Genomic DNA, 21,674 nt, shown 5'->3' with positions numbered 1-21,674 from the left:
GGGGCCGATCGGGGCTCAGGCGCGCACGAGCAGGCTTTGGGCCCAGGCGTCGGCTTCGGCGGCCGGGGTGCGCCCGCTGACCTTGATGCGGGCCAGCAACTCGGTCACCCGCTCGGCGATGCGGCTCACCTCGGCCATCACGGCCTGCTCTTCGCCCTCGCCGCGGTACTCGCGGGCGACGGAAATGATGCCGCCGGCGTTCACCAAGTAGTCGGGCAGGTAGGCAATGCCGCGATCGGCCAGCAGGTTGCCGTCGGACGGCAGGGCCAGCTGGTTGTTGGCCGCGCCGCAGACCAGCTTGGCCTGCAGCGTGGGGATGGTCGTGGCGTTGAGACTCGCGCCCAGGGCGCAAGGTGCGAGGACGTCCACCGGAGCGGCCAGGATCTGGTCCACCCCCACCACCGTGGCGCCGAACTGCGCTTGGGCCTTGGCCGTCTTGCCGGGGTCGATGTCGGCCACCGTCAGCTTGGCGCCGGCCTGGTGCAGGAACTCGGCCAAATGCCAACCCACAGCGCCCAGGCCTTGGATGGCCACCGTCAGGCCCTGCAGGTCGCTGCGGCCCAACACGGCCTTGGCGCCCGCCTGAACCGACACGAACACGCCCCAGGCCGTCTTGGGGCTGGGGTCGCCGCCAAAGGCGCCCTCGCGGGGGATGCCGCTGACGTACTTCGTGTGACGCTGCACCACGCGCATGTCGGCCGTGGTGGTGCCCACGTCCTCGGCGGTGATGTAGGCGCCTTGCAGGCTGTCCACGGCGCGGGCGAAGGCAGCGAACAGCTGCTCGCGGTTGAACTCGCCCTTGGGCTTGACGATCACCGCCTTGCCGCCGCCGAAGGGCAGGTTGGCCAGTGCGTTCTTGTAGCTCATGCCTTGCGACAGGCGCAGCGCGTCGTGGTGCGCGGCGAGGTCGTTCTCGTAGGCCCACACGCGGCAGCCGCCGAAGCCCGGGCCGCGGGCGGTGTTGTGGACGGCAATCAGGGTGCGCAGGCCGCTGGCCTCGTCGGCAGCGATGAGCACGCGTTCGTGCGGGGCTTGGTGGGGCAGGCCAAAGAAGGAGGGCATGGGTAACGCCTTGGTAGGTTGCGGGTGGCAGGGAACGAGCGGCGTGCCTGGCTTGTGGTCGGGCCGCCGCGGCGCGCATTGTCAGGGGCCTTGGAAGCCGCCCGCGCGCAAGGTCAGCACCAGGGTGTCCCGGTGGCCCACCGGCGCCCCGTCGGGCTGGATGGGCGTGGCTTCGTGGATCATCCGGGCGTCGTCCAGCAGCAGCAGGCTGCCGGGCTCGGTCAAGGTGAAGCGCAGGCCGTGCGGCCCCTGGGCCTCAAAGACCCGGGTTTCACCGCCTTTGATGTGCTGCCGACCGAGCAGCATCACGGCCACCAGGTCCACGCCGTCGCGGTGGGCCCCTTCCGGCGTGGGGCGGCCGATGCCGTCGGTGGTGTCGATGCGGAACGGGTGGGCCTCGAGGTACCAGGGCTGAGCGCCGCGCAACGCACTCGTCGCTTGCGCCAGGCGGCGCAAGAGGGCCGACCAAGCGGGCGCGGCGGCCATCGCCGGTTCGATGGGCTGGAACCAGCGCTCGATGCCGCCATGCAGGGCGTTGTAGTCCAAGCTCTGCCAATGCGCGCGGTGCGGCACCTGGGTCAGGTGCTGGCCGTCGATTTCCCAGCAGCTGTGGCGGCGGCGGCGGTAGCGACCGCCATCCTTCAGGTGCTGGTCGGGCGGCAGGGCGTCCCAGAAGGGGTGCAGGGCCAGCAGGCTGGCCAGCGGCTGCCCCATCCACGTGGCCGTGTCGTGAGGGGCCAGCACGGCATAGCCGGTCTGCCGCAGGCTGTCGTCAACGCGATCGGCCGGGGTGAAGGGCGGCTGGAACATCAGGCGCCGTGCTTGTCGGCTTCGCTGGTGAAAGCGTCGGCGTAGAACTGCTCTTCCGGCAAACCGGCCTCGAGCACGAAGTCTCGGCGGGCGCTTTCGACCACGATCGGGGCCCCGCAGGCGTAGACCTGGTGCCCGCGCAGGTCGGTGTGGTCCTCCAGCACCGCGCGGTGCACGAAGCCCGTCCGCCCGGTCCAGCCGTCGTCGGCTTGGGCATCGCTCACCACCGGCACGTAGCTCAGCCAGGGCAGGCGCTCGGCCGCGGCCAGGGCCCAGTCGTGCAGGTACAGGTCCTGCGGTCGGCGCCCGCCCCAGTACAGCCGGGCCGGACGGGTGTTGCCTTGGCGCTCCAACTGCTCGATCAGCGCCTTGATCGGCGCGAAGCCCGTGCCACTGGCCAGCAACACCATGGGCTGCTCGCCCTCGCGCAGGAAGAAGCTGCCGAAGGGGCCCTCGGCCCGGAGGATGTCGCGCTCCTTCAGGTTCGTGAACGCGTGATCGGTGAACTTGCCGCCCGGCATGTGGCGGATGTGCAGTTCGGCCTCGGCCGAATTGCCAGGCGCGTTGGCCATGCTGTAGCTGCGGCGCGAACCGTCGCGCAGGATGAACTCCAGGTACTGCCCAGCGTGGTATCGGAAGTTTTGCGTCGCCGGCAGTTGGAGCTTGAGCACCAGCACGTCGGGCGCGGGCTTGCTGAGGCTGCTGACGCGCACCGGCATCTTGACGACCGGATGGACGCCCTCGGCCGGCACGCTGCGGGCTTCGAGCGTGCAATCGGTTTGCGGGATGGCGCAGCAGGTCAACACGTAGCCCGCGGCCTCTTCCTCGGCGCTCAGGGCCTTGGCTTGGTGCGCGCCGTGGATGACGCGGCCTTCGAGCAGTTTGCTCTTGCAAGAGCCGCAGGCGCCGTCTTTGCAGCCATAGGGCAGGCCGATGCCTTGCTCGATCGCGGCGGCCAGCAAGGTGCCATCGCGTGCCACGGTGAAGCTGCGACCGGCCGGTTGAACGGTGATGGTGAGGGACATGGTGTCGAAGGGGAGAGGGCGGGGCTTCTAGACTGGCGCGCATTGTCCCAGGGAGATGGAATGCGCCTGTTGATCGTGGGGTGTGGCGACGTGGGGCAGCGGGTGCTGCGCCTGCTGCCGCGCGCGGTGTCGGTGGCGGTGCTGGCCCGCACGCCGGCCAAATTGCGCCATTTGGCGGTTCCCTTGATCCAAGGCGACCTCGACGACCCCCGCAGCCTGCGCCGACTGGCCGGTGGCTTTGACGCGGTGATGCACCTGGCGCCACCGCCCACCCAAGGCACGACCGACCCGCGCACCCGCGCCTTGGTGCAAGCCTTGTCCCGCTCGCACGCGCCCCGCCGCTTTGTGTACGTGTCGACGACCGGGGTGTACGGCGACTGGGCGGGCGCGCGCATCGACGAGACCGCGGCCCGTCGCGCCCAAACGCCCCGGGCGCAGCGGCGTGTGGACGCCGAAGACGTGCTGCGCGCCTGGGCGGTGCGCCAAGGCGTGGGATTGAGCCTGCTGCGCGCCCCCGGCATCTACGCCGCCGACCGAGAAGGGCACCCGCGGGAGCGACTGTTGGCCGGAAGGCCGGTGTTGCGGGCCGAGGACGACGTCTTCACCAACCACATCCACGCCGACGACCTGGCCCGCGCGTGCTGGCGGGCCTTGCTGGTGGCCAAGCCCCTGCGGGCCTTGAACGTCGTGGACGACAGCGAGCGCCGCATGGGCGATCACTTCGACCTCGCGGCCGACACCCTGGGCCTGCCTCGGCCGCCGCGGGTGTCGCGCGCGGAAGCGACCGCCTTGCTGAGCCCGATGCAGATGAGCTTCTTGAGCGAAAGCCGCCGCATCGGCAATGCGCGGGCCAAGCGGGAGTTGCGCTGGCAGCCGCGCTACCCGCTGCCGGAGTCGGGCTGGTAGCGCTTACTTGACCTTCAGCCAGTGCGTGAACTCGCCGCCGGCTTCGGATTGGGCCAGGAGGGTGTGCCCGGTTTGCTTGGCGAACGACTGGAAGTCGCGCATCGACCCCGGGTCTGTTGCCAGGATGCGCAGGACCTGACCGCTCTGCATGTCGGCCAAGGCCTTCTTGGTCTTCAGGATCGGCATCGGGCAGTTGAAGCCGCGAACGTCGATGTCTCGGTCGTGGGGGTGATCGCTCATCAAAGGTCCATCCAAAGCGGCTCGTGGCCGCGGGAGCGCACGAAGGTGGCCAGGGCTTGCCCCGTGCCTTGGGGCCAGCAGCGCACGGCCTGCGGGGCCAACAACTTGTACTCGGCCAACTCGGGGCTCAGCACGATCGGTCCCTGGGCGGGGACGTGGTAGGCCACGATCAGTTGGTTCATCTTCTGAAAATCCCACACGCCCAAGAGCGTTGGGGGCCCGGCCGGCTGCAGCGCAGTTTCCTCCGCCAGCTCGCGCAGGATGCCGGCTTCTGGCGTTTCACCGGCCTCCATGAAGCCGGTGATCAGGCCGAAGAAGCGGCCCGGCCACGCGGCGTTGCGCGCCAACAGCAGTTGGCCATCGCGGTCCACGCATTCCACGACCGCCGCGAGCACGGGCGTGGGGTTGTTCCAGTGCGTGAAACCGCAGGCCGGGCAGCGCAGGCGCTGCTTGTCGCCCCCGTCCTCGGCCTGAACGATCCAGGCCAGGGGCGTGGCGCACTCGGGGCAGAACTTCATGCCGGGAACACGCCCGTGGACAGGTAGCGGTCGCCGCGGTCGCACACGATGAACACGATGGTGGCGTCCTTCACGGTGCGAGCGATCGACAAGGCCACGCAGCAGGCCCCGGCCGCCGAGATGCCCGCAAACAAGCCTTCTTCGCGGGCCAAACGGCGGGCCATCTCTTCGGCGTCGGACTGGCTGACCAACACGATCTCGTCAACGCCACTGGGCTCGTAAATCTTGGGCAAGTAGGCCTCGGGCCATTTGCGGATGCCCGGGATGCGGCTGCCCTCGGACGGCTGCGCGCCGATCACGCGCACGCCTGGGTTTTGGCTCTTGAGGTAGCGCGAGACCCCGGTGATGGAGCCCGTCGTGCCCATCGCGCTGACGAAGTGCGTGACGCGCCCCGCCGTGTCTTGCCAAATCTCAGGCCCGGTCGTTTCGAAGTGGATGCGGGGGTTGTCGGCGTTCGCGAACTGGTCGAGGACGCGGCCTTTGCCCTCGCGGGCCATTTGCTCGGCCAGGTCGCGGGCGTACTCCATGCCACCGCTGCGGGGCGTCAGGATCAGCTCGGCTCCGAAGGCCTTCATGGTCTGTGCGCGCTCGATCGACAGGTCTTCCGGCATCACCAGCACCATGCGGTAGCCGCGGATCGCCGCGGCCATGGCCAGCGCGATGCCGGTGTTGCCACTGGTCGCTTCGATCAAGGTGTCGCCGGGGCGGATGTCGCCGCGCTCCTCGGCCCGGCGGATCATGCTGATGGCCGGGCGGTCTTTGACGGAGCCTGCCGGGTTGTTGCCCTCGAGCTTGCCCAGCAGCACGTTCCCCCGGGCGGCCAGCTCGGGGCCGAGGATTCGGGAGAGTTGCACCAAGGGCGTTTTGCCGATGACGTCTTCGAGGGTGGGGTAGCGCGGCGAGTCGTTCATGCGCACGATTGTGCCGCCGGCTTCGAAAGCCGCTCAGAGCTGTGGCAGAATCGCGGGCTCCGAGCAAGGCAGTGTTGCCTTGCGACGCAGCGACACACCGCTGCGAGCAACCTGCCCAGGTGGCGAAATCGGTAGACGCAGGAGACTCAAAATCTCCCGCCGCAAGGTGTGCCGGTTCGAGTCCGGCCCTGGGCACCAAGCCTCTACGGCTTCGGGCGCGCTGCATGACAGCCCGCCTACACTCGCGCCGCAATCCATTGGCGCGACGCATGCATCCACTTCCCCCCATCACCAAAGCGCTGATCCTGGCCTGTGTCGGGTTCTTTTGCTTGGACTTCTTGCTGCCTGAGGTGAAGTACTGGCTGGCCCTGTGGCCGGTCCAGGCGGCGGCGTTCATGCCCTGGCAGGTGCTGACCTACGCGCTCATGCACGGGGATTTCGGCCACCTGTTCTTCAACATGTTGGGCCTGTACATGTTTGGGGCGCAGGTGGAGCAGTACCTGGGCCCTCGGCGCTACCTGACCTTGGTGGTCGTGAGCGTGCTGACGGCGGCGCTGGTGCAGTTGTTGGTCACCTTCGCGGCCGGGTCGTTCGCACCCACCGTGGGCATTTCCGGCGGCGTCTTCGGGCTCTTGCTTGTCATGGGCCTGGTGTTTGGCGAGCAGATGGTCATCCCCTTGATCCCGCCCATCCCCATGAAGATGAAGGTGCTGGTGGTGATCTACGGCGCGATGGAGCTGCTGTTGGGCGTCACCGGTCGCACCGGCATCGCCCATTTCGCCCACCTGGGCGGCATGCTCGGGGCCTTTGCGCTGATGCAGCTGTGGCGCCGCCCCAAGAAGCGGCCCCCGCTGCGCCGGGTGCACTAAAGCGTCAGGCCGCGCAGGTAGTCGCGAAAGCCCGGGCCGAGGGCCGGGTGCGCGAGGGCCAACTCCACGTTGGCCTCCAGGAAGCCTTCTTTGCTGCCGCAGTCGTACCGCCGTCCCTCGTAGCGGTAGGCGAACACCTTCTCGCGTCGCAGCAAGCCGGCGATGCCGTCGGTGAGTTGGATCTCACCGCCCACGCCACGGGGTTGGCTGGCGATCTCGCGCAACACGCCGGGCGTCAGGATGTAGCGACCGGCCACGCCCAGGCGGCTGGGCGCGTCCTCGGGTGCGGGCTTCTCAACGATGCGGCTCACGTCCACCAATCGCTCGTTGACGTCGGTGCCGGCCACGATGCCGTAGCGACGGGTGTGGGCGGCCGGCACCTCTTGGACGGCCAAGATGCTGGCCTGCCACTCGGCGAACTGCTCGGCCATTTGCTGCAGCACGGGCTTGTCGCCCACCATGAGGTCGTCGGCCAGCAGCACCGCGAAGGGGTCGTTGCCGATGAGGCGCTGCGCGCACAGCACGGCGTGCCCCAGGCCCAGGGCCTGCGCCTGGCGCACGTAGATGCACTCCATGTCGTCCGGCTTCACCGAGCGAACGACCTCGAGCAGCTCCCGCTTGTTGGCCTGCTCGAGCGCCACTTCCAGCTCGAAGGTCATGTCGAAGTGGTCTTCGATCGGCCGCTTGTGCCGCCCCGTCACGAAGATCATTTCGCGCACGCCGGCCGCGTAGGCCTCTTCCACCGCGTACTGGATCAAGGGCTTGTCGACCACGGGCAGCATTTCTTTGGGCTGCGCCTTGGTGGCGGGCAGGAAGCGGGTGCCCAGCCCCGCCACCGGGAACACGGCCTTGGTGACGAGGGCGTTGGCGCTCATGGGCTCATCCCAGGCGCGCCGCCATGGCGCGCTGTTGCGTGAGTTGCTGTTCGAAATCGGCGACGCGTTGGCGCTCTTGCGCCACGACCGCCGCCGGTGCGCGGGCCACAAAGCTTTCGTTGCCCAATTTGGCGTGCGCCTTGGCGATCTCGCCTTCCAAGCGGGCGATCTCTTTGGCCACGCGCGCGCGCTCGACCTCCAGGTCGATTTGCACCTCCAGCGCCAGCTTGGCGCTGCCCAGCACCAGCACCGGCGCCATCTGCGTGGCGCCGGCAAAGGCGTCGGCGTCGAGCAGGCGGACCTCGCTGAGCTTGGCCAAGGCCTTGAGGACCGGGGCCGCCTCGGCGAGGAAGCCGTCGTCGCCCTGCACCAACAGGGGCACGCGCTCGGCCGGGCTGAGCTTCATCTCGCCGCGCAGGCTGCGGCACACGCCAACCGCCTCTTTCAGGCGGGCCACCCACGCGTCGGCCGCCGGGTCGATGCGCTCCGGCTGGGCCACGGGGTAGGGCGCTTGGGTCAGGTAGGCCACCGTCTTGCGGCCGGCCACCGGTGCCACCGTTTGCCACAGGGCCTCGGTGATGAAGGGCGTGATCGGGTGCAGCAAGCGCAGCACGGTTTCCAGCACGCGGATCAGCGTGCGGCGCGTGCCCCGGGCGGCGGCCAGGTCACCCGCGGCCTTGGCCTCCTGCAGTTGGACCTTGGCAATCTCCAGGTACCAGTCGCAGTACTCGTCCCAGACGAAGCTGTAGACGGCGTTGGCGGCCAGGTCCAGCCGGTAATCGGCGAACCCTTGGGCCACGGCGGCTTCCACGCGCTGCAGCTCGCTGGCGATCCACCGGTCGGCCTGGCTGAAGCGGTTGTGCCCAGGCGGGCAGCTGCCTTCGACCAAGCCGCAGTCTTCGCCCTCGGTGTTCATCAGCACAAAGCGCGTGGCGTTCCACAGCTTGTTGCAGAAGTTGCGGTAGCCCTCGCAGCGCTTGCTGTCGAAGTTGACGCTGCGGCCCAGCGTGGCCATGGCCGCGAAGGTGAAGCGCAGGGCGTCGGCGCCGTAGCCGGGGATGCCCTCGGGGAACTCCTTTTCGGTGGCGGTGCGGACCTTGGGCGCCGTCTCGGGCTTGCGCAGGCCTTGCGTGCGCTTGTCCAGCAGCGGGGCCAGGGCGATGCCGTCGATCAGGTCGACCGGGTCCAGCACGTTGCCTTCCGACTTGCTCATCTTTTTGCCCTGGGCGTCGAGCACCAGGCCGTGGATGTAGACGTGACGGAAGGGCACTTTGCCCGTGAAGTGTTTCGTCATCATGATCATCCGGGCGACCCAGAAGAAGATGATGTCGTAGCCGGTGACCAGCACCGAGCTGGGCAAGAACAGGTCTTGTTCGAGGGTCTTGGCCGGCCAGCCCAGGGTGGAGAAGGGCACCAGGGCCGAGCTGTACCAGGTGTCGAGCACGTCCTCGTCGCGGCGCAGGGTCTTGCCCGGGGCTTGCGCTTGGGCCTCGGCCTCGTTGCGGGCCACGTAGACCTGGCCGTCTTCGTCGTACCAGGCCGGGATTTGGTGGCCCCACCAGAGCTGGCGCGAGATGCACCAGTCCTGCAGGTTCTTCATCCACTGGTTGTAGGTGTTGACCCAGTTCTCGGGCACGAACTGGACCTCGCCCGAGGCCACGGCCTCGATGGCGCCGTCGGCGATGCTCTTGCCGCTCTTGCCGGGCTTGGTGGTGGCCACGAACCACTGGTCGGTCAGCATGGGCTCGATGACCTGGCCCGTGCGCGCGCAGCGGGGCACCATCAGCTTGTGCTTCTTGACCTCGACCAGCAGGCCTTGGGCTTCCAAGTCGGCCACGATCTGCTTGCGCGCCTTGAAGCGGTCCAGGCCGCGGTAGGCCGCAGGGATGTCGTCGGCCTCGGCGGCGCTGACCTTGGCGTCCAGGTCGAAAATGGTCAGCATGGGCAGGCCGTGGCGCACGCCCACCTGGTAGTCGTTGGTGTCGTGCGCCGGCGTGACCTTGACCACGCCGGTGCCGAAGGCCTTGTCCACGTAGGCGTCGGCGATCACCGGCACCAAGCGGCCGGTCAGCGGCAGCTTGACCTGCTTGCCGATCAAGTGGCTGTAGCGCTCGTCCTCGGGGTGCACCATCACCGCGGTGTCGCCCAGCATGGTTTCAGGACGCGTGGTGGCCACGACCAGCGACTCGGTGGAACCGTCCACGGGGTAGCGGATGTGCCAGAGGTGGCCGTCTTCCTCTTCGCTTTCGACTTCGAGGTCGGACACGGCGGACTTGAGAACCGGGTCCCAGCTCACGAGGCGCTTGCCGCGGTAGATCAGGCCTTCCTCGTACAGGCGCACGAAGGTTTCGGTCACGACGGTCGAGAGCTTCTCGTCCATCGTGAAGTACTCGTGGTCCCAGCTCACGCTGTCGCCCATGCGGCGCATCTGCTGCGTGATGGTGTTGCCGCTCTCTTGCTTCCAGTCCCACACGCGGGCGACGAAGTTCTTGCGACCCAGGTCGTGACGGCTGACGCCTTGCCCCTGCAACTGCCGCTCCACCACGATTTGCGTGGCGATGCCCGCGTGGTCGGTGCCCGGCACCCAAAGGGTGTTGTGCCCCCGCATGCGGTGGTAGCGGGTCAGCGTGTCCATGATGGTCTGGTTGAACGCGTGCCCCATGTGCAGGGTGCCCGTGACGTTGGGCGGCGGCAACTGGATGCAGAACGAGGGCTTGCTGGCGTCCAGCGTGGGGGCGTAGAGGCCTTCGCGCTCCCACAGCGGGCCCCAGTGGGCCTCCAAGGCGGCGGGTTCGAAGGATTTGGCGAGTTCGGTCATGGGCGCGGCGCGGAGAAAAAACGACGGCCCGAAGGGGCCGCTCGTCACGGGCGTGATTCTAGGGAGGGGGTCAGGCCCGGGGCGCCATCACCAAGCAGGTGGTGCTGGCGTGGGCGTACAGCGTGCCGTCGGGACCGACCAAGTCGGCCTCGGCCGTGGCCGTTTGACGGCCGCGGTGGCGCACCCGGCCGATGGCCCGCACGCGCAGGGGCTTCTCGGCCTTCAGCGCCTTGACCAGGTTGAATTTGACCTCCAAGGTTGTGTAGCCCTCGCCGGGCTGCATCGTCGTGTGCACGGCACAACCCAGGGCCGAGTCGAGCAGGGTGGCGAACCACCCGCCGTGCACCGTGCCCATGGGGTTGTAGTGGTGGTGCAGCGGCTCGCCCTGGAACACCGCGTGGCCAGGCCCCACCTCCACCAGCAGGTAGTCCATCGTGTGCGCCATGGGCGGGGCAGGGAGCTTGCCGGCCACCATGGCTTGCAGTGTTTCCAGGCCGCTCAGACCGGCCAACTGGTCCGGCGTGGCGATGCCACCCATCGTGGGTTGCGCGTTGGCACGTTGGCGCTGCCGAACGGCCTCCTCGTCGGCCAACCACTGGTGGAGGGGGTCGGCCAAGTTCTCGGTGCTGGGGGTGCTCATGTCAGGTCTCCAGGGTGAGGACCACCGGGGCGTGGTCGCTCGGCCGCTCGTTCTTGCGGGGCAATTTGTCGATGTCGCAGGCCCGCACCTGCGGCCGCAGGGCCTCGCTCACCAGGATGTGGTCGATGCGCAGGCCCTGGTTTTTGCGGAAGGCGAGGTTGCGGTAGTCCCACCAGCTCCAGCTCTTGGGGGCTTGTTCGAACAGGCGGAAGGCGTCGGTCAGGCCCAGGTCCAGCAGGGCGCGGAACTGGGCGCGCTCGGCCTCGGTGCAGTGGATTTGGCCCGCCCAGCCGATGGGGTCGTAGACGTCGCGGTCTTCGGGCGCGATGTTGAAGTCGCCCATCAGCACCAAGCGTGGGTGCTGCAGCAACTCGGCCTGCACGAAGCCGCGCAGCGCGTCCAGCCACGCCATCTTGTAGACGAACTTGTCGCTGTCGGGCGCCTGCCCGTTGGGAAAGTAGCCCCCGATGACGCGGATGCCTTCGACGGTGCCGGTGATGACGCGGGCCTGCTCGTCGGGGAAGCCGGGGAGGTTCATCACGACGTCGTCGTGCGCTGGTCGGCTGAGCAAGGCCACCCCGTTGTAGGTCTTTTGGCCGAAGAAGCTGACGGTGTAGCCCGCCGCCTCGATCTCCGACAGGGGGAACTTGTCGTCGGTCAGCTTGGTCTCTTGCAGCACCAAGGCGTCGACGGGATTCGCCTGCAGCCAATCGAGGACTTGGGGGAGGCGCACGGCCAGGGAGTTGACGTTCCAGGTGGCGAGTTTCACAGGGAAAAACTGGGGGGCCAGGGGTGGGAAAACAGCGGCCGATCGTACCGAGCCACGGCTATCCTGCGCCCATGACGCACACCCCCGCCTCCCACCTGGCCGTCGCGGCCCTCGCCCTGGCCTTGGCCGGTTGCAGCAGCACGGGCCAGCAAGTCGGTCAAGCCGCCACCACGCCATTGCGCGACTTGAACCTCGTCAACGCGCCCATCCCGGAGTTGCTTCAAGCCACGCAAAAGGCCCCGTACGCAATGCCTGGCGACCGCAGTTGCCCGGCCCTGGCCGCGGCCGTGGCCGAATTGGACGCCGTGCTGGGCCCCGACCTCGACGCGCCCAAGGGCGACAAGCCCAGCCTGGGCGACCGGGGGCAGGCCGAAGCCGGCAAGGCGCTGCAGCGCGCGGCCGAGGGCGCCGTGCCGTTCCGTGGCTGGATTCGCAAGCTGAGCGGGGCCGAGCGCTACAGCCGCCAGGTGGAAGCCGCGATCCAAGCGGGCGAGGCCCGCCGTGCCTACCTGCGCGGCATCGCCACCGGGCAGTCGTGCTGAGCTTTCCGCTGCAGGCCCACCTGCCGAGCGCCAGCCGGCTGGTGCTCGGTTGCATGGGGTTCGGCGGCGCCTGGAATGGCGATGCGCTGGTGGAGGGCGACGTCGCGCGCGCCGAGGCGGCGTTGGACGCGGCCCTGGGCGCTGGCATCGCGGTGCTGGACCACGCCGACATCTACACCTTGGGCAAGGCCGAGCAGGCCTTCGGCGCGCTGTTCCAACGCCGACCTTCCTTGCGCGAGCAGGTGCTGCTGCAAAGCAAGTGCGGCATCCGCTTTGCCGACGCCGCCGGGCCCAAGCGCTACGAACTCTCGGCCGCGCACATCGAGCGCAGCGTCGAGGCCAGCTTGCAGCGCCTGCACACCGATCGCCTGGACCTGCTGCTGCTGCACCGCCCGGATCCCTTGATGCAGCCGGCCGAGGTGGCCGAGGCTTTTGCGCGCCTGCACCGCGCGGGCAAGGTGCGCTTTTTCGGCACGTCCAACATGCACGCCGCCCAGCTGCAGTGGCTGGGCCGGCACCTCAGCCTGCCGCTGGTGGTGAACCAACTGGAAATGAGCTTGGCCCAGCACGATTGGCTGGAGGCGGGCACCACCTTCAACGACCCGCAGGCCATGGCATCGCCCCGGGCGGCGGCCTGGCCGGGCACCCTGGAGCATTGCCTGGCCCATGGCGTGCAACTGCAGGCCTGGGGGGCCTTGGCGCAGGGCCGCTTGAGCGGCCGCCTGCCGGCCGATGCCTCGCCGGCGCAAGCAAAAACGGCGGCATTGGTTGGCCGCATCGCTCAGCGCCAAGGGCTGGCGCCCGAGGCCGTGTTGTTGGCCTGGCTGATGCGCCATCCGGCCCAGATTCAACCGGTCATCGGCACGGCCGACCCTGCCCGCATCCGCGCCTGCGCCCAGGCCACGGCCTGGGAGATGGGGCGCGAGGACTGGTACGCCCTGTACGAAGCGGCCCGCGGCCGCGAACTGCCCTGAGTCCCTGAAGGAGCCCCGATGTCCTCCGGCAAGATCCTCGTCGCCCAAGGGGGCGGCCCCACCGCCGTCATCAACCAAAGCCTGGCCGGCGTGGTGCTCGAAGCCCGTCGCCACCATGGCATCCAGCGCGTCTACGGCGCGCGGCACGGGGTGCGCGGCATCGTCAACGAAGACTTTGTCGACCTGACGCAAGAGACCAGCCACAACATCGAGTTGGTGGCGGGCACGCCCGCGGCCGCGCTGGGCAGCACCCGCGACAAGCCCGACCTGGCCTACTGCCGCGAGATGTTCAAGGTGCTGCGCGCCCACCAGATCGAGCACTTCTTCAACATCGGCGGCAACGACTCGTCGGACACCGTGCGCATCGTGGCCGAAGAGGCCCGCGCCGCCGGCTACCCGCTGCGCTGCATCCACATCCCCAAAACCATCGACAACGACCTGGTGCTGAACGACCACACGCCGGGCTTTCCCAGCGCGGCTCGCTTCGTGGCCCAGGCCTTTGCCGGTGCCAACCTCGACAACGCCGCCTTGCCGGGGGTGTACGTGGGCGTGGTGATGGGCCGGCACGCTGGCTTTCTGACCGCCGCCAGTGCCCTGGGCAAGAAGTTCCCCGACGACGGCCCACACCTGATCTACCTGCCCGAGCGGGTGTTCGACATCGACCGCTTCCTGCTGGACGTCAAGGCCACCATGGAGCTTCATGGCCGCTGTGTGGTCGCGGTGAGCGAGGGCATCCACGACGCCAGCGGCACCCCCATGCTCGTAAATCTGGCCAAAGACTTGGAGCGCGACGCCCACGGCAACGTGCAGCTCAGCGGCACCGGCGCGCTGGCCGACCTGCTGTGCGAAGAGATCAAGGCCAAACTCAAGATCAAGCGCGTGCGCGGCGACACCTTCGGCTATCTGCAGCGCAGCTTCGTGGGCTGCGTCAGCGACGTCGACCAGCGCGAGGCCCGCGAGGTGGGCGAGAAGGCGGTGCAGTTCGCCATGTGGGGCGACCGCGACGGCTCCGTGGCCATCAAGCGCACGGGCTTCTACTCGGCCGACTACGAGCTCCTTCCCCTGGAGGCCGTCGCCGGCAAGACGCGCACCATGGAAGACGAGTTCATCAGCGCCAGCGGCACCGACGTGACCGACGCCTTCCGGCTGTACCTGCGGCCCTTGCTGGGCTCGGGCATGCCGGATGCCTTCCGCCTGCGACCGAACGCGGTCCCCAAGGTGTTGAACCGATGAATGAGTTACCCCACTTGCCCCACCAAGAGAGAGCTCGCACCAAGTGCTTTCTTGCGACTGCGTGTGGTTGGGCTGGCCTGGCGTTGTTTTGTAACGTCTCAGCCTTGGCCAGCGATTCGGTCGAGTTGCGGCGGATCCATGCTGCCGATCAAGCCGATCGGGTCGTTCAAGCGGACAACGCCCCCACAGTCGATTGGGCGACAGTCGCCAAGCGAGATCAAGCGAGGGCTCGGCAGGTTCTACTACTCCGCGATGCGGGCAAGCTTCAGACCGAACTCGACTATGCGAGAGCCGCAACGGTCATGCTTCACGGGCCAACGTCAGCTTCAATCGTTCAAGCCTATGGCTTGGTGGAAGCGGGGCTTCGTCACTTCCCCAACAGCCGAGCTCTGCTGCGGTTGAGGGCCACGGCCTGGGATCGTCTGCGCATGGCGCACGGACGTTCGCAGTGGTTTGGCACCCAGCTGACACGAGTTGGACAGGGGGCCATACAGCTATACGACATGGACCGTACTGCGATGACAGAGGATGTGCGCGTTGCGCTTGGCGGGCAATCGGATGGCGAGATTGCTGCTGCGATTGCAGAGGCCGAGCGCGTGTCGCCGCGTCCGCGGCCGACGTACGTACCGGATGGAATGCCTGCGCCGAAGATGGTGCGTTTGCCCCTACAGGGCGAGACCTTGCTCTCCCTGATGGTGGCCGCTAAGCCTGCAGCTCAGTTCTACGTTCAAGCCGTGAAGGTGGGGCTTCCTCTTCCGCGTGAAGAGAACACCAAGCCCAGCAAGCGGTACATCTACATGCCACTGCCGGTGCTTCAACTAGAGCAAACGGCAAAGTCGGGCCGCTGGATGACGGAGTCAGAGGGGTTGGTGGACGAACCCTTTGCTACTGTTGCCGATGTGACAACCGAAGCTGTGGACGGCCGCACCTGGCGTAGCACCGTGCGCGTGGACGACAAGGTCTTGGCTGCGCCGGTCTTGAAGGTCGATCCGCGCATCACGATGGTCTGGACTATCCGCACGAATGAACAAGGCGGGGCTGAACTCCTGTCCGTCCAAGACGGGCAGAGTGGCAAGACGCTGTACGCCACGCCTGGTGGGCGGTGAAATGTGCGGGAGTCGGGAGCCGTAGCAAGCCAGTGAAAATGTCCTCAAGGTGTCATTGAGGCGGTCGATATCAGCTCGTCAAGCGCCGAAAAGGTCCCCCATGTCCGCCCTCACCACCGTCAGCCCCAGCACGGTCAACAACGCCTCCTCGGCGCCCGCGGGCACCGTGCAGGGGGCGGCGGCCTTGATGGTCTTGCGCAAGTCCATGGACCTGCAGGCCGCCGGGGCCATGCAGTTGATCCAGTCCCTGCCGCAAGCCCCCGCGCTCGCCACCTCGGGCCAACTCGGCACGCAGTTGAACGTGTACGCCTGAGCCTGGCGGCTCAGCAGGGGATGGCCTCGGGGTGGGCGGCAAATGCCGCGGCCACGCTGTGGTCGACCACCTCGTACAGCGGTCGGATGGAGCTGCGCAGGTGGGCCATGAACTGGCTGGCGCGCAGCAAAGACGGCGCCCGCAGGCCGCGGTGGTCGATCGCGTCGCCCACGGTTTCGATGGCAAAGCCGATGCGCGAAAAGTGACGGGCCAAGCGCGGCTCGGTCAGCACGAACACGTACTCGCGGCCCAGGCGCTGGGCGATGGAAGCCACGCCCAGGTAGAGGCCCACTGGGATGTAGGGGAATCGCGACTGCGGGCCGCGGCTGGCGAAGTCGTCGTCGGACAAGGCCACGGCGCTGTCTTGCTCGCCCTTGCGCTGCCGGTAGTTGCGCATCACGGCCAGGCGGGACACCTCGGCTTGTTGCTCCGGGGGCAGGCGCGCGGGGTCCACCAGGTGCCGGTGCAGGGCGTTGCCGCAGTGCTTCTCGAAGGGCAAGGGGTCGGAATCGCGGCCCGGGCGGCGCAAGATCAGGCGGGTGCAGCCCACGGGCTCGTGGGTTTCGCGGCGCCGCAGCAGGCAGTGGATCGACTGGAAGTCGAACACGTCTTGCTCCAGGCAGTCGTCGCGCAGGGGCTCCCAGCCCAGGTCGCGGCAGTAGACCTCGTGCCGGATGCGGAAGACTTCGCGGCGGGTCGCGTCGTCGAGGGCCGGCACCAGGTCGAAGTACTGGCTGAAGCCGGCCCCCAGGTCGGCGGGGGCGTCGGACATGGCGCGCTCCTGGTGACGGGGTGCCGCAGTGTGCACCGCCACACTGCCGCGCGGCTACCGGGGGAAGACGAGTGGTGGCCGGCGCGGGTTCAGCCGGTGTGCCAGGTGCGGATGCGGTAGCGCAGGCCGTTTCGGCTGGTCGTCCAGTCCGTGGGTCCCTCGGTGTGCCAGCTGGCGGGCAGGTCGGGAAAGAAGGTGTCGGCCTCGGGGTAGGCGGCGTCGACCTCCGTCAACAACAAAGCGTGCGCGCGGGGCAGGGCCATGGCCCAGAGCTGGGCGCCGCCGATCACCCACAGCACGGGCTCTTGGGTGCAGGCCGCCAGCGCCTCGTCGAGGCTGCGAACGGTCTCGGCCCCGGGCACCGCCTCGCCGCGCGTCATCACGAGGTTGCGGCGGCCGGGCAGGGGGCGGAAGCGCTCGGGCAGGCTGTCCCAGGTCTTGCGGCCCATCAGCACCGGCTGGCCCAGGGTGCTCGCCTTGAAGTGGGCCAGGTCCTCGGGCAGGTGCCACAGAAGCGCGTTGCCCGCGCCCACCTCGCGCTGTCGTCCCATGGCGGCAATGAGGCGCAGTTCGGTCATGCCGCGCTCACACCGCCACCGGCGCCTTGATCAAGGGGTGGTGCTGGTAGTCCACCAACTCGAAGTCGTCGAGCTCGTAGTCGAACAGGCTGGCGGGGCGGCGCTTGATGCGCAGCGTGGGGAAGGGGTAGGGCGTGCGGGCCAGCTGGGTCTCGACCTGCTCGGTGTGGTTGCTGTAGAGGTGGCAGTCGCCGCCGGTCCAGATGAAGTCGCCCACCGCCAGGTCGCACTGCTGGGCCAGCATGTGGGTCAGCAGCGCGTAGCTGGCGATGTTGAAGGGCACGCCCAAGAAGATGTCGGCACTGCGCTGGTAAAGCTGGCAGCTGAGCTTGCCGTCGGCCACGTAGAACTGGAACAGCGCGTGGCAGGGCATCAGGGCCATCTGCGGCAACTCGGCGACGTTCCAGGCGCTGACGATCAGACGGCGGCTGTCGGGGTTGGTCTTGATCTGGTGGATCAGGTCGCTGATCTGGTCGATGTGGCCGCCGCCCGGCGTGGGCCAGCTGCGCCACTGCACGCCGTACACGGGGCCCAACTCGCCGTCTTCGCGTGCCCACTCGTCCCAGATGGTGCAGCCGCGCTCTTGCAGCCACTTGACGTTGCTGTCGCCGCGCAAGAACCACAGCAGTTCCAGCACGATGCTCTTCCAGTGCACCTTCTTGGTGGTGACCAGCGGAAAGCCCTCGTCCAGCGGGAAGCGCATTTGGTAGCCGAACACCGAGCGGGTGCCGGTGCCGGTGCGGTCGCCCTTGTGCACGCCAGTGGTGTGCACGTGGCGCATGAAGTCTTCGAAGGTGCTGCGAGTGGGGCGAGTCATGGGCGTCAAGGGCGAAAGCAGGCCGGAAGTGTAGGGACCAGGGCGTGCAGCGCGCCTTGGTCGAGTGGCATCCTGCTCGGGTTTCCCTGGGTGCCCGTGCTTTCGACTACATGCGTAAATGGTCATCTGTTTACGGTTGTAGTCGAAACATGATCAGCGACGCGGAAGCCCAGGTGATGGAGATCCTTTGGCGCGAGCAGCCCCTGTCGGCCGACGAGGTGGCGGCGCGCCTGGCTGGCTTGCCCGACGCCCCCGATTGGCAGCTCAGCACCATCAAAACCTTGCTGGGCCGCCTGATGGCCAAACAGGCCGTGGCGGCCGACAAAGACGGCCGGCGCTTTTTGTACCGGCCGGTGTTGCAGCGCGCCGACTGGGTGGCGCAGCAATCGGGCAGCCTGCTGGACCGCCTGTTTGGCGGGCAGTTGGCGCCGCTGGTGGCGCAGTTTTCGAGCCAGCGCAAGCTGACCGCCGAAGACCGCGCCGCCCTGGCCAAGATCTTGAAGGAGCAGGGCGATGACTGAGCCGCTGACTTGGTTTTGGGGTCTCACCGCTCTGACGAGCGGGGGCGTGACCGCCGTGGCCTTGCTGCGCCCGGCATTGGGCCGGTGGGCCGGCGCCGAAGCCCGCTACGCCCTGTGGTTCCTGGTGCCCGTGCTGCTGCTGGCCGTCGGCTTGGCCCGCGCGCTGCCGCAGGCCCCCGTGGTGTGGCAGGTGGAGCTGCCCGAGGCGGCGTGGTCGGCCCCGCTGGGCTTGCCCACCGCGGCGCAGCGCGGCAGCCCGAAAGCGGAGGGCCCCCAATCGCCCCGCGTTCAGGCCCTGCTGCTCGGAACCTGGGCCGTGGGGGCCATGACCCTGTGCTTGGTCCTGACGGTGCAACACCGCCGCTTCGTGCAGCGCCCCTTGCCGGCCGGCGCCAGCGCTGCACTGCAAGGCGCCTGGCGGCCGCGCGTACGCCTGCCCGCCGATTTCCGCGCCCGATTTGCGCCAGCCGAACGGCGCCTGGTGCTGCTGCACGAGCGCGTGCACGCCGAGCGGGGCGATACCCGCTGGACCGTCTTGGCGCTGGGGCTGCTGGTGCTGCAGTGGTTCAACCCGTTGGCCTGGTGGGCGATGCGCCGCTGGCGTCAGGACATGGAACTGGCCGCCGACGCCGTGGTGCTGCGCCGCCGCCCACAGGCCCTGCCGACCTACCGCGCCGCCTTGTTGCGCGCCCAGAACCTGGGGCCCGCGCCGCTGAGCGTGTCGCCCTGTGCCACCCACCCTTTGATTGAGAGGATCGCCATGCTGCCCGCCCACCTTCACCGCCCGCGCCGCCCAGGCTGGGTCGCCTTGCTGCTGGCCTCTGTGGCTGGTGTGGCCCTGGCCGTGCAACCCCAGCCGGCCCCGCCCGTGCCCCCCCTGCCGATGGCGGAAGCCGCCAAGGTCGCGCCCGTGGCACCGAGCCCTGCCGCCGTTCCCGCGGTGCATGCCGTGCCTGCTGCGCCGCCGGCCGTGGTCCATGCCGCGCCACCTGCAGCACCTGAAGTACCTATGGCTGAAAAACACAGCGCAGCACCCGAAGCCGTCGGGTACAGCAAGCTGCGCATGGACGTGGCGGTGACGGTCAACGGTCAGCGCCTACCGCCGATGCTGCTGTTGCAGACCTTCAACGAGGTGCGTCCTTACCCCTTCACGGCCGAGGATGGCGCGGGCGTTCGCCTGCTGGCCAGCGGACGGCCCTACACCGGCGATGCCGTGAAGGGCCAAGACCTGATCCTGCTGGAGTTCGTGATGTTGGACGCGAAGACCGGTGCGCTCTTGGCCAAGCCGCGCATCGTGACGAAGGACGGCACGATGGCCATGATCGAACGGGGCGAGGAGGGCGGCGAGATGCTGCGCATCGAGGTGCTGCCCCGCTTCGTGCAGACCCGCCTGCACGACACCACCGGCGCCCTGGCCGAGTTGAAGCGCGAGATCGAGGCCGGGCAAGCGCCCGCGCTGCACTTCAAGCCCTGAGCCTCACACCGTGAACTGCAGCGCCGCCAGCTGCGCGTAAGCCCCGCCTCGGGCCACCAGCTCGGCGTGCGTGCCGACCTCCACCACGCGGCCGTGTTCCAGCACGACGATGCGGTCGGCGTGCTGGACGGTGGCCAGGCGGTGGGCGATCACCAAGGTGCTGCGGCCGCGCATCGCGGCGTCCAAGGCCTGTTGCACCAGGCGCTCGCTTTCGGCGTCCAGCGCGCTGGTGGCCTCGTCGAGCAGCAGCAGCGGCGGGTTCTTCAGCATGGCGCGGGCGATGGCAATGCGCTGGCGCTGGCCGCCGGAGAGGCGCACGCCGCGCTCGCCCAAGAAGGTGGCGTAGCCCTCGGGCAGCGCGGTGATGAAGTCGTGCGCGTGCGCCGCCTTGGCCGCGGCGATGACCTCGGCCTCGCTGGCGTCGGGGCGGCCGTAGCGGATGTTTTCCAGGGCGTTGGTGCTGAACAGCGTGCTCTCCTGCGGCACGAAGCCGATGCGGCCGCGCAGCGCGTTCAGGCTCAGTTCGCCGATGGGCAGGCCGTCGAGCTCGATCCGGCCCGACTCCGCCTCGTAGAAGCGCTGCAGCAGCTGGAAGACCGTGGTCTTGCCTGCGCCACTGCTGCCCACCAGGGCCACGGTTTCGCCCGGGGCCAGGTCGAGGTCGAAGTCGGCCAGGGCCAAGGTGTTGGGGCGCGAGGGGTAGCGGAAGTTCAGCCCGCGCACCGTCAAGGTGGCGCCCGAGCCCGCCGGCGGCAAGGCGCGTGGCGTGGCGGTCTCGGTCACGGGGGAGCGGCTTTCCAACAGCTCCACCAAGCGCTCGGTGGCGCCGGCGGCGCGCAGCAGGTCGCCCCAGACCTCGGCCAGCACGGCCACGCTGCCCAGCAGCAGCACCACGTACACCACGGTTTGTGCGAGGTGCCCTGCGCTGATGCGACCCGCCAGCACCGCCTGCGTGCCTTGGTACAGGCCCCAGAGCATGGCGGCGAAGTTGGCCACGATGACGAAGGCGATGAGCAGCGCGCGCACCTTGGCGCGGCGTTTGGCGGTGTCGAAGGCCGCTTCGCTGGCCTCGGTGAAGCGTCGGGCTTCGCGCGCCTCCTGCGTGTAGCTTTGCACCACGGGGATGGCATTGAGCACCTCGCCGGCGATGGCCGAGGCGTCGGCCACCTTGTCTTGGCTGTCGCGGCTCAGTTTGCGCACGCGGCGGCTCCAAATCAGCGTGGGCGCCAGCACCAGGGCCAGCACGCCCAGCACCTGGCCCATCACCACCGGGTTGGTGGCGATCAACATCACCAGCGCGCCCACGGCCATCAGCGCGTTGCGCAGGCCCATGCTCAAGCTGGAGCCCACCACCGTTTGCACCAGGGTGGTGTCGGTGGTCAATCGGCTCAGCACCTCGCCCGTGCGGGTGGTCTCGAAGAAGCCGGGGCTGTGCCCGATGACGCGGGCGTACACGGCGCTGCGCACGTCGGCCGTGATGCGCTCGCCCAGCCAGGTCACCATGTAGTAGCGGCTGGCGCTCAGCAAGCCCATGGCCACGCCCACGCCCATCAGCAGCGCGAAGTGGTGGCGCAGGCCCATCAGCTGCTCGCTGCGGTCCTTGGGCACGAGGCCGGCATCGATGAGCCGGCCCAACACCGCGGGGAACAGCAAGGTGGTGATGGCGGCCAGCACCAGGAACACGCCCGCCACGGCGATGCGGCCGCGGTAGGGCCGCAGGAAGGGCAAGAGCCCCCGCAATGCGCGCGGGCTTTGGGCTTTGGGACGGTCGGACGACACGGATGCTGCGGAGGTGGCCATGGGGGCGCATGTTGCCGCACCCCCAAGCCGTGGGGGGAGGGCGGGCTAGCGGCATTGACCCTGGCCGGGCCCGCAAGCTACACAGCCGCACCCTAATCAGC

Annotated in this window: 23 protein-coding genes and 1 tRNA gene; 10 read left to right on the top strand and 14 right to left on the bottom strand. The window is 68.7% G+C overall.

Translation table 11 applies throughout. From position 1 onward, the window contains the following. Positions 1-15: 15 nt before the first annotated feature. The 3 genes from EOD73_RS02445 to EOD73_RS17685 form a co-directional block, all read right to left on the bottom strand. Positions 16-1,062, bottom strand: a complete 1,047-nt coding sequence (locus tag EOD73_RS02445) for a Leu/Phe/Val dehydrogenase (RefSeq protein WP_127680531.1) — start codon at positions 1,060-1,062, stop codon at positions 16-18. Positions 1,063-1,143: 81 nt separating this feature from the next. Next, positions 1,144-1,872, bottom strand: a complete 729-nt coding sequence (locus tag EOD73_RS17690) for a 2OG-Fe dioxygenase family protein (protein ID WP_240660561.1) — start codon at positions 1,870-1,872, stop codon at positions 1,144-1,146. Further along, the gene (locus EOD73_RS17685; RefSeq protein WP_127680529.1) at positions 1,872-2,897 is read right to left on the bottom strand and encodes a CDP-6-deoxy-delta-3,4-glucoseen reductase; all 1,026 of its coding nucleotides are present in this window, start codon (positions 2,895-2,897) and stop codon (positions 1,872-1,874) included. Before EOD73_RS17685 ends, EOD73_RS17690 begins: the two co-directional genes overlap by 1 nt. Positions 2,898-2,957: 60 nt before the next feature. On the opposite strand from EOD73_RS17685, the gene EOD73_RS02430 reads away from it, so the two are divergent. Next, positions 2,958-3,803: an NAD(P)H-binding protein gene (locus EOD73_RS02430; RefSeq protein WP_127680526.1), complete on the top strand. Its 846-nt coding sequence runs from the start codon at positions 2,958-2,960 to the stop codon at positions 3,801-3,803. Positions 3,804-3,806: 3 nt separating this feature from the next. On the opposite strand, the gene EOD73_RS02425 is transcribed toward EOD73_RS02430, so the two are convergent. From EOD73_RS02425 to cysM, 3 genes are read right to left on the bottom strand one after another with little or no spacing between them, the layout of a single operon-like run. Further along, a complete protein-coding gene (locus EOD73_RS02425) occupies positions 3,807-4,043 on the bottom strand; it encodes a sulfurtransferase TusA family protein (RefSeq protein WP_127680524.1) in 237 nt (78 codons plus the stop codon). After that, positions 4,043-4,561, bottom strand: coding sequence for an NUDIX hydrolase (locus EOD73_RS02420; protein WP_127680522.1), 519 nt, complete (start codon positions 4,559-4,561; stop codon positions 4,043-4,045). Before EOD73_RS02420 ends, EOD73_RS02425 begins: the two co-directional genes overlap by 1 nt. Further along, complete coding sequence (gene cysM, locus EOD73_RS02415; protein WP_127680520.1) at positions 4,558-5,472, bottom strand: cysteine synthase CysM; 915 nt, start codon at positions 5,470-5,472, stop codon at positions 4,558-4,560. Before cysM ends, EOD73_RS02420 begins: the two co-directional genes overlap by 4 nt. Positions 5,473-5,585: 113 nt before the next feature. On the opposite strand from cysM, the gene EOD73_RS02410 reads away from it, so the two are divergent. Continuing rightward, a tRNA-Leu gene (locus EOD73_RS02410) sits at positions 5,586-5,670 on the top strand. A 71-nt stretch (positions 5,671-5,741) separates the two neighbouring features. Further along, on the top strand, positions 5,742-6,341 hold the full coding sequence (locus tag EOD73_RS02405; protein WP_127680518.1) for a rhomboid family intramembrane serine protease: 600 nt from the start codon (positions 5,742-5,744) through the stop codon (positions 6,339-6,341). Here the strand turns inward: EOD73_RS02405 and galU are convergent. From galU to xth, 4 genes are all read right to left on the bottom strand, one after another. Then, positions 6,338-7,216, bottom strand: coding sequence for a UTP--glucose-1-phosphate uridylyltransferase GalU (gene galU / locus EOD73_RS02400; protein WP_127680516.1), 879 nt, complete (start codon positions 7,214-7,216; stop codon positions 6,338-6,340). The two genes, EOD73_RS02405 and galU, sit on opposite strands and share 4 nt — an antisense overlap. A 4-nt stretch (positions 7,217-7,220) precedes the next feature. Beyond that, positions 7,221-10,034, bottom strand: coding sequence for a valine--tRNA ligase (locus tag EOD73_RS02395; protein ID WP_127680514.1), 2,814 nt, complete (start codon positions 10,032-10,034; stop codon positions 7,221-7,223). A gap of 70 nt (positions 10,035-10,104) precedes the next feature. Further along, a complete protein-coding gene (locus EOD73_RS02390) occupies positions 10,105-10,674 on the bottom strand; it encodes a PaaI family thioesterase (RefSeq protein ID WP_127680512.1) in 570 nt (189 codons plus the stop codon). A 1-nt stretch (position 10,675) separates the two neighbouring features. After that, positions 10,676-11,443, bottom strand: a complete 768-nt coding sequence (gene xth / locus EOD73_RS02385; protein WP_127680510.1) for an exodeoxyribonuclease III — start codon at positions 11,441-11,443, stop codon at positions 10,676-10,678. A 71-nt stretch (positions 11,444-11,514) separates the two neighbouring features. On the opposite strand from xth, the gene EOD73_RS02380 reads away from it, so the two are divergent. The 5 genes from EOD73_RS02380 (at position 11,515) to EOD73_RS02360 (ending at position 15,611) form a co-directional block, all read left to right on the top strand. After that, the gene (locus EOD73_RS02380; protein WP_127680508.1) at positions 11,515-11,985 is read left to right on the top strand and encodes a hypothetical protein; all 471 of its coding nucleotides are present in this window, start codon (positions 11,515-11,517) and stop codon (positions 11,983-11,985) included. Beyond that, positions 11,979-12,959, top strand: coding sequence for an aldo/keto reductase (locus tag EOD73_RS02375; protein WP_205702400.1), 981 nt, complete (start codon positions 11,979-11,981; stop codon positions 12,957-12,959). The genes EOD73_RS02380 and EOD73_RS02375 overlap by 7 nt, the downstream gene beginning before the upstream one ends. 18 nt (positions 12,960-12,977) lie before the next feature. Beyond that, positions 12,978-14,192 (top strand): 6-phosphofructokinase, encoded by a 1,215-nt coding sequence (locus tag EOD73_RS02370; RefSeq protein WP_127680506.1) that lies wholly within the window; start codon positions 12,978-12,980, stop codon positions 14,190-14,192. 83 nt (positions 14,193-14,275) lie between these two features. Further along, a complete protein-coding gene (locus tag EOD73_RS02365; protein ID WP_127680504.1) occupies positions 14,276-15,298 on the top strand; it encodes a hypothetical protein in 1,023 nt (340 codons plus the stop codon). Between the two features lie 100 nt (positions 15,299-15,398). Continuing rightward, complete coding sequence (locus EOD73_RS02360; RefSeq protein ID WP_127680502.1) at positions 15,399-15,611, top strand: putative motility protein; 213 nt, start codon at positions 15,399-15,401, stop codon at positions 15,609-15,611. A 10-nt stretch (positions 15,612-15,621) separates the two neighbouring features. Here the strand turns inward: EOD73_RS02360 and EOD73_RS02355 are convergent, their stop codons facing one another. From EOD73_RS02355 to EOD73_RS02345, 3 genes are all read right to left on the bottom strand, one after another. After that, the gene (locus EOD73_RS02355; RefSeq protein ID WP_127680500.1) at positions 15,622-16,383 is read right to left on the bottom strand and encodes a PEP-CTERM/exosortase system-associated acyltransferase; all 762 of its coding nucleotides are present in this window, start codon (positions 16,381-16,383) and stop codon (positions 15,622-15,624) included. 89 nt (positions 16,384-16,472) lie between these two features. Beyond that, positions 16,473-16,961, bottom strand: a complete 489-nt coding sequence (locus EOD73_RS02350) for a dihydrofolate reductase (RefSeq protein WP_127680498.1) — start codon at positions 16,959-16,961, stop codon at positions 16,473-16,475. Positions 16,962-16,968: 7 nt separating this feature from the next. Beyond that, entirely contained in the window at positions 16,969-17,787 is an 819-nt protein-coding gene (locus EOD73_RS02345) for a thymidylate synthase (protein ID WP_127680496.1), read from the bottom strand. A 140-nt stretch (positions 17,788-17,927) separates the two neighbouring features. On the opposite strand from EOD73_RS02345, the gene EOD73_RS02340 reads away from it, so the two are divergent. Then, positions 17,928-18,299 carry a BlaI/MecI/CopY family transcriptional regulator gene (locus EOD73_RS02340; protein WP_127680494.1) on the top strand — a complete coding sequence of 124 codons (372 nt, stop codon included), beginning with the start codon at positions 17,928-17,930 and terminating at the stop codon, positions 18,297-18,299. After that, on the top strand, positions 18,292-19,773 hold the full coding sequence (locus tag EOD73_RS02335; protein ID WP_127680492.1) for a M56 family metallopeptidase: 1,482 nt from the start codon (positions 18,292-18,294) through the stop codon (positions 19,771-19,773). Before EOD73_RS02340 ends, EOD73_RS02335 begins: the two co-directional genes overlap by 8 nt. Positions 19,774-19,776: 3 nt before the next feature. On the opposite strand, the gene EOD73_RS02330 is transcribed toward EOD73_RS02335, so the two are convergent. Further along, the gene (locus EOD73_RS02330) at positions 19,777-21,573 is read right to left on the bottom strand and encodes an ABC transporter transmembrane domain-containing protein (RefSeq protein ID WP_127680490.1); all 1,797 of its coding nucleotides are present in this window, start codon (positions 21,571-21,573) and stop codon (positions 19,777-19,779) included. Positions 21,574-21,674: the final 101 nt, after the last annotated feature.

The organism is Inhella crocodyli (assembly GCF_004004565.1).
Lineage (GTDB): Bacteria > Pseudomonadota > Gammaproteobacteria > Burkholderiales > Burkholderiaceae_C > Inhella > Inhella crocodyli.
Note: the sequence above shows the minus strand (reverse complement) of the source record. Positions and strands in the feature narration are given on the sequence as shown.

Bases quoted from the DNA above. Each gene is read 5' to 3' on its own strand.
- EOD73_RS02445 (WP_127680531.1), bottom strand. From the start codon at position 1,062: ATGCCCTCCTTCTTTGGCCTGCCCCACCAAGCCCCGCACGAACGCGTG.
- EOD73_RS17690 (WP_240660561.1), bottom strand. From the start codon at position 1,872: ATGTTCCAGCCGCCCTTCACCCCGGCCGATCGCGTTGACGACAGCCTG.
- EOD73_RS17685 (WP_127680529.1), bottom strand. From the start codon at position 2,897: ATGTCCCTCACCATCACCGTTCAACCGGCCGGTCGCAGCTTCACCGTG.
- EOD73_RS02430 (WP_127680526.1), top strand. From the start codon at position 2,958: ATGCGCCTGTTGATCGTGGGGTGTGGCGACGTGGGGCAGCGGGTGCTG.
- EOD73_RS02425 (WP_127680524.1), bottom strand. From the start codon at position 4,043: ATGAGCGATCACCCCCACGACCGAGACATCGACGTTCGCGGCTTCAAC.
- EOD73_RS02420 (WP_127680522.1), bottom strand. From the start codon at position 4,561: ATGAAGTTCTGCCCCGAGTGCGCCACGCCCCTGGCCTGGATCGTTCAG.
- cysM (WP_127680520.1), bottom strand. From the start codon at position 5,472: ATGAACGACTCGCCGCGCTACCCCACCCTCGAAGACGTCATCGGCAAA.
- EOD73_RS02405 (WP_127680518.1), top strand. From the start codon at position 5,742: ATGCATCCACTTCCCCCCATCACCAAAGCGCTGATCCTGGCCTGTGTC.
- galU (WP_127680516.1), bottom strand. From the start codon at position 7,216: ATGAGCGCCAACGCCCTCGTCACCAAGGCCGTGTTCCCGGTGGCGGGG.
- EOD73_RS02395 (WP_127680514.1), bottom strand. From the start codon at position 10,034: ATGACCGAACTCGCCAAATCCTTCGAACCCGCCGCCTTGGAGGCCCAC.
- EOD73_RS02390 (WP_127680512.1), bottom strand. From the start codon at position 10,674: ATGAGCACCCCCAGCACCGAGAACTTGGCCGACCCCCTCCACCAGTGG.
- EOD73_RS02380 (WP_127680508.1), top strand. From the start codon at position 11,515: ATGACGCACACCCCCGCCTCCCACCTGGCCGTCGCGGCCCTCGCCCTG.
- EOD73_RS02370 (WP_127680506.1), top strand. From the start codon at position 12,978: ATGTCCTCCGGCAAGATCCTCGTCGCCCAAGGGGGCGGCCCCACCGCC.
- EOD73_RS02360 (WP_127680502.1), top strand. From the start codon at position 15,399: ATGTCCGCCCTCACCACCGTCAGCCCCAGCACGGTCAACAACGCCTCC.
- EOD73_RS02355 (WP_127680500.1), bottom strand. From the start codon at position 16,383: ATGTCCGACGCCCCCGCCGACCTGGGGGCCGGCTTCAGCCAGTACTTC.
- EOD73_RS02350 (WP_127680498.1), bottom strand. From the start codon at position 16,961: ATGACCGAACTGCGCCTCATTGCCGCCATGGGACGACAGCGCGAGGTG.
- EOD73_RS02340 (WP_127680494.1), top strand. From the start codon at position 17,928: ATGATCAGCGACGCGGAAGCCCAGGTGATGGAGATCCTTTGGCGCGAG.
- EOD73_RS02335 (WP_127680492.1), top strand. From the start codon at position 18,292: ATGACTGAGCCGCTGACTTGGTTTTGGGGTCTCACCGCTCTGACGAGC.
- EOD73_RS02330 (WP_127680490.1), bottom strand. From the start codon at position 21,573: ATGGCCACCTCCGCAGCATCCGTGTCGTCCGACCGTCCCAAAGCCCAA.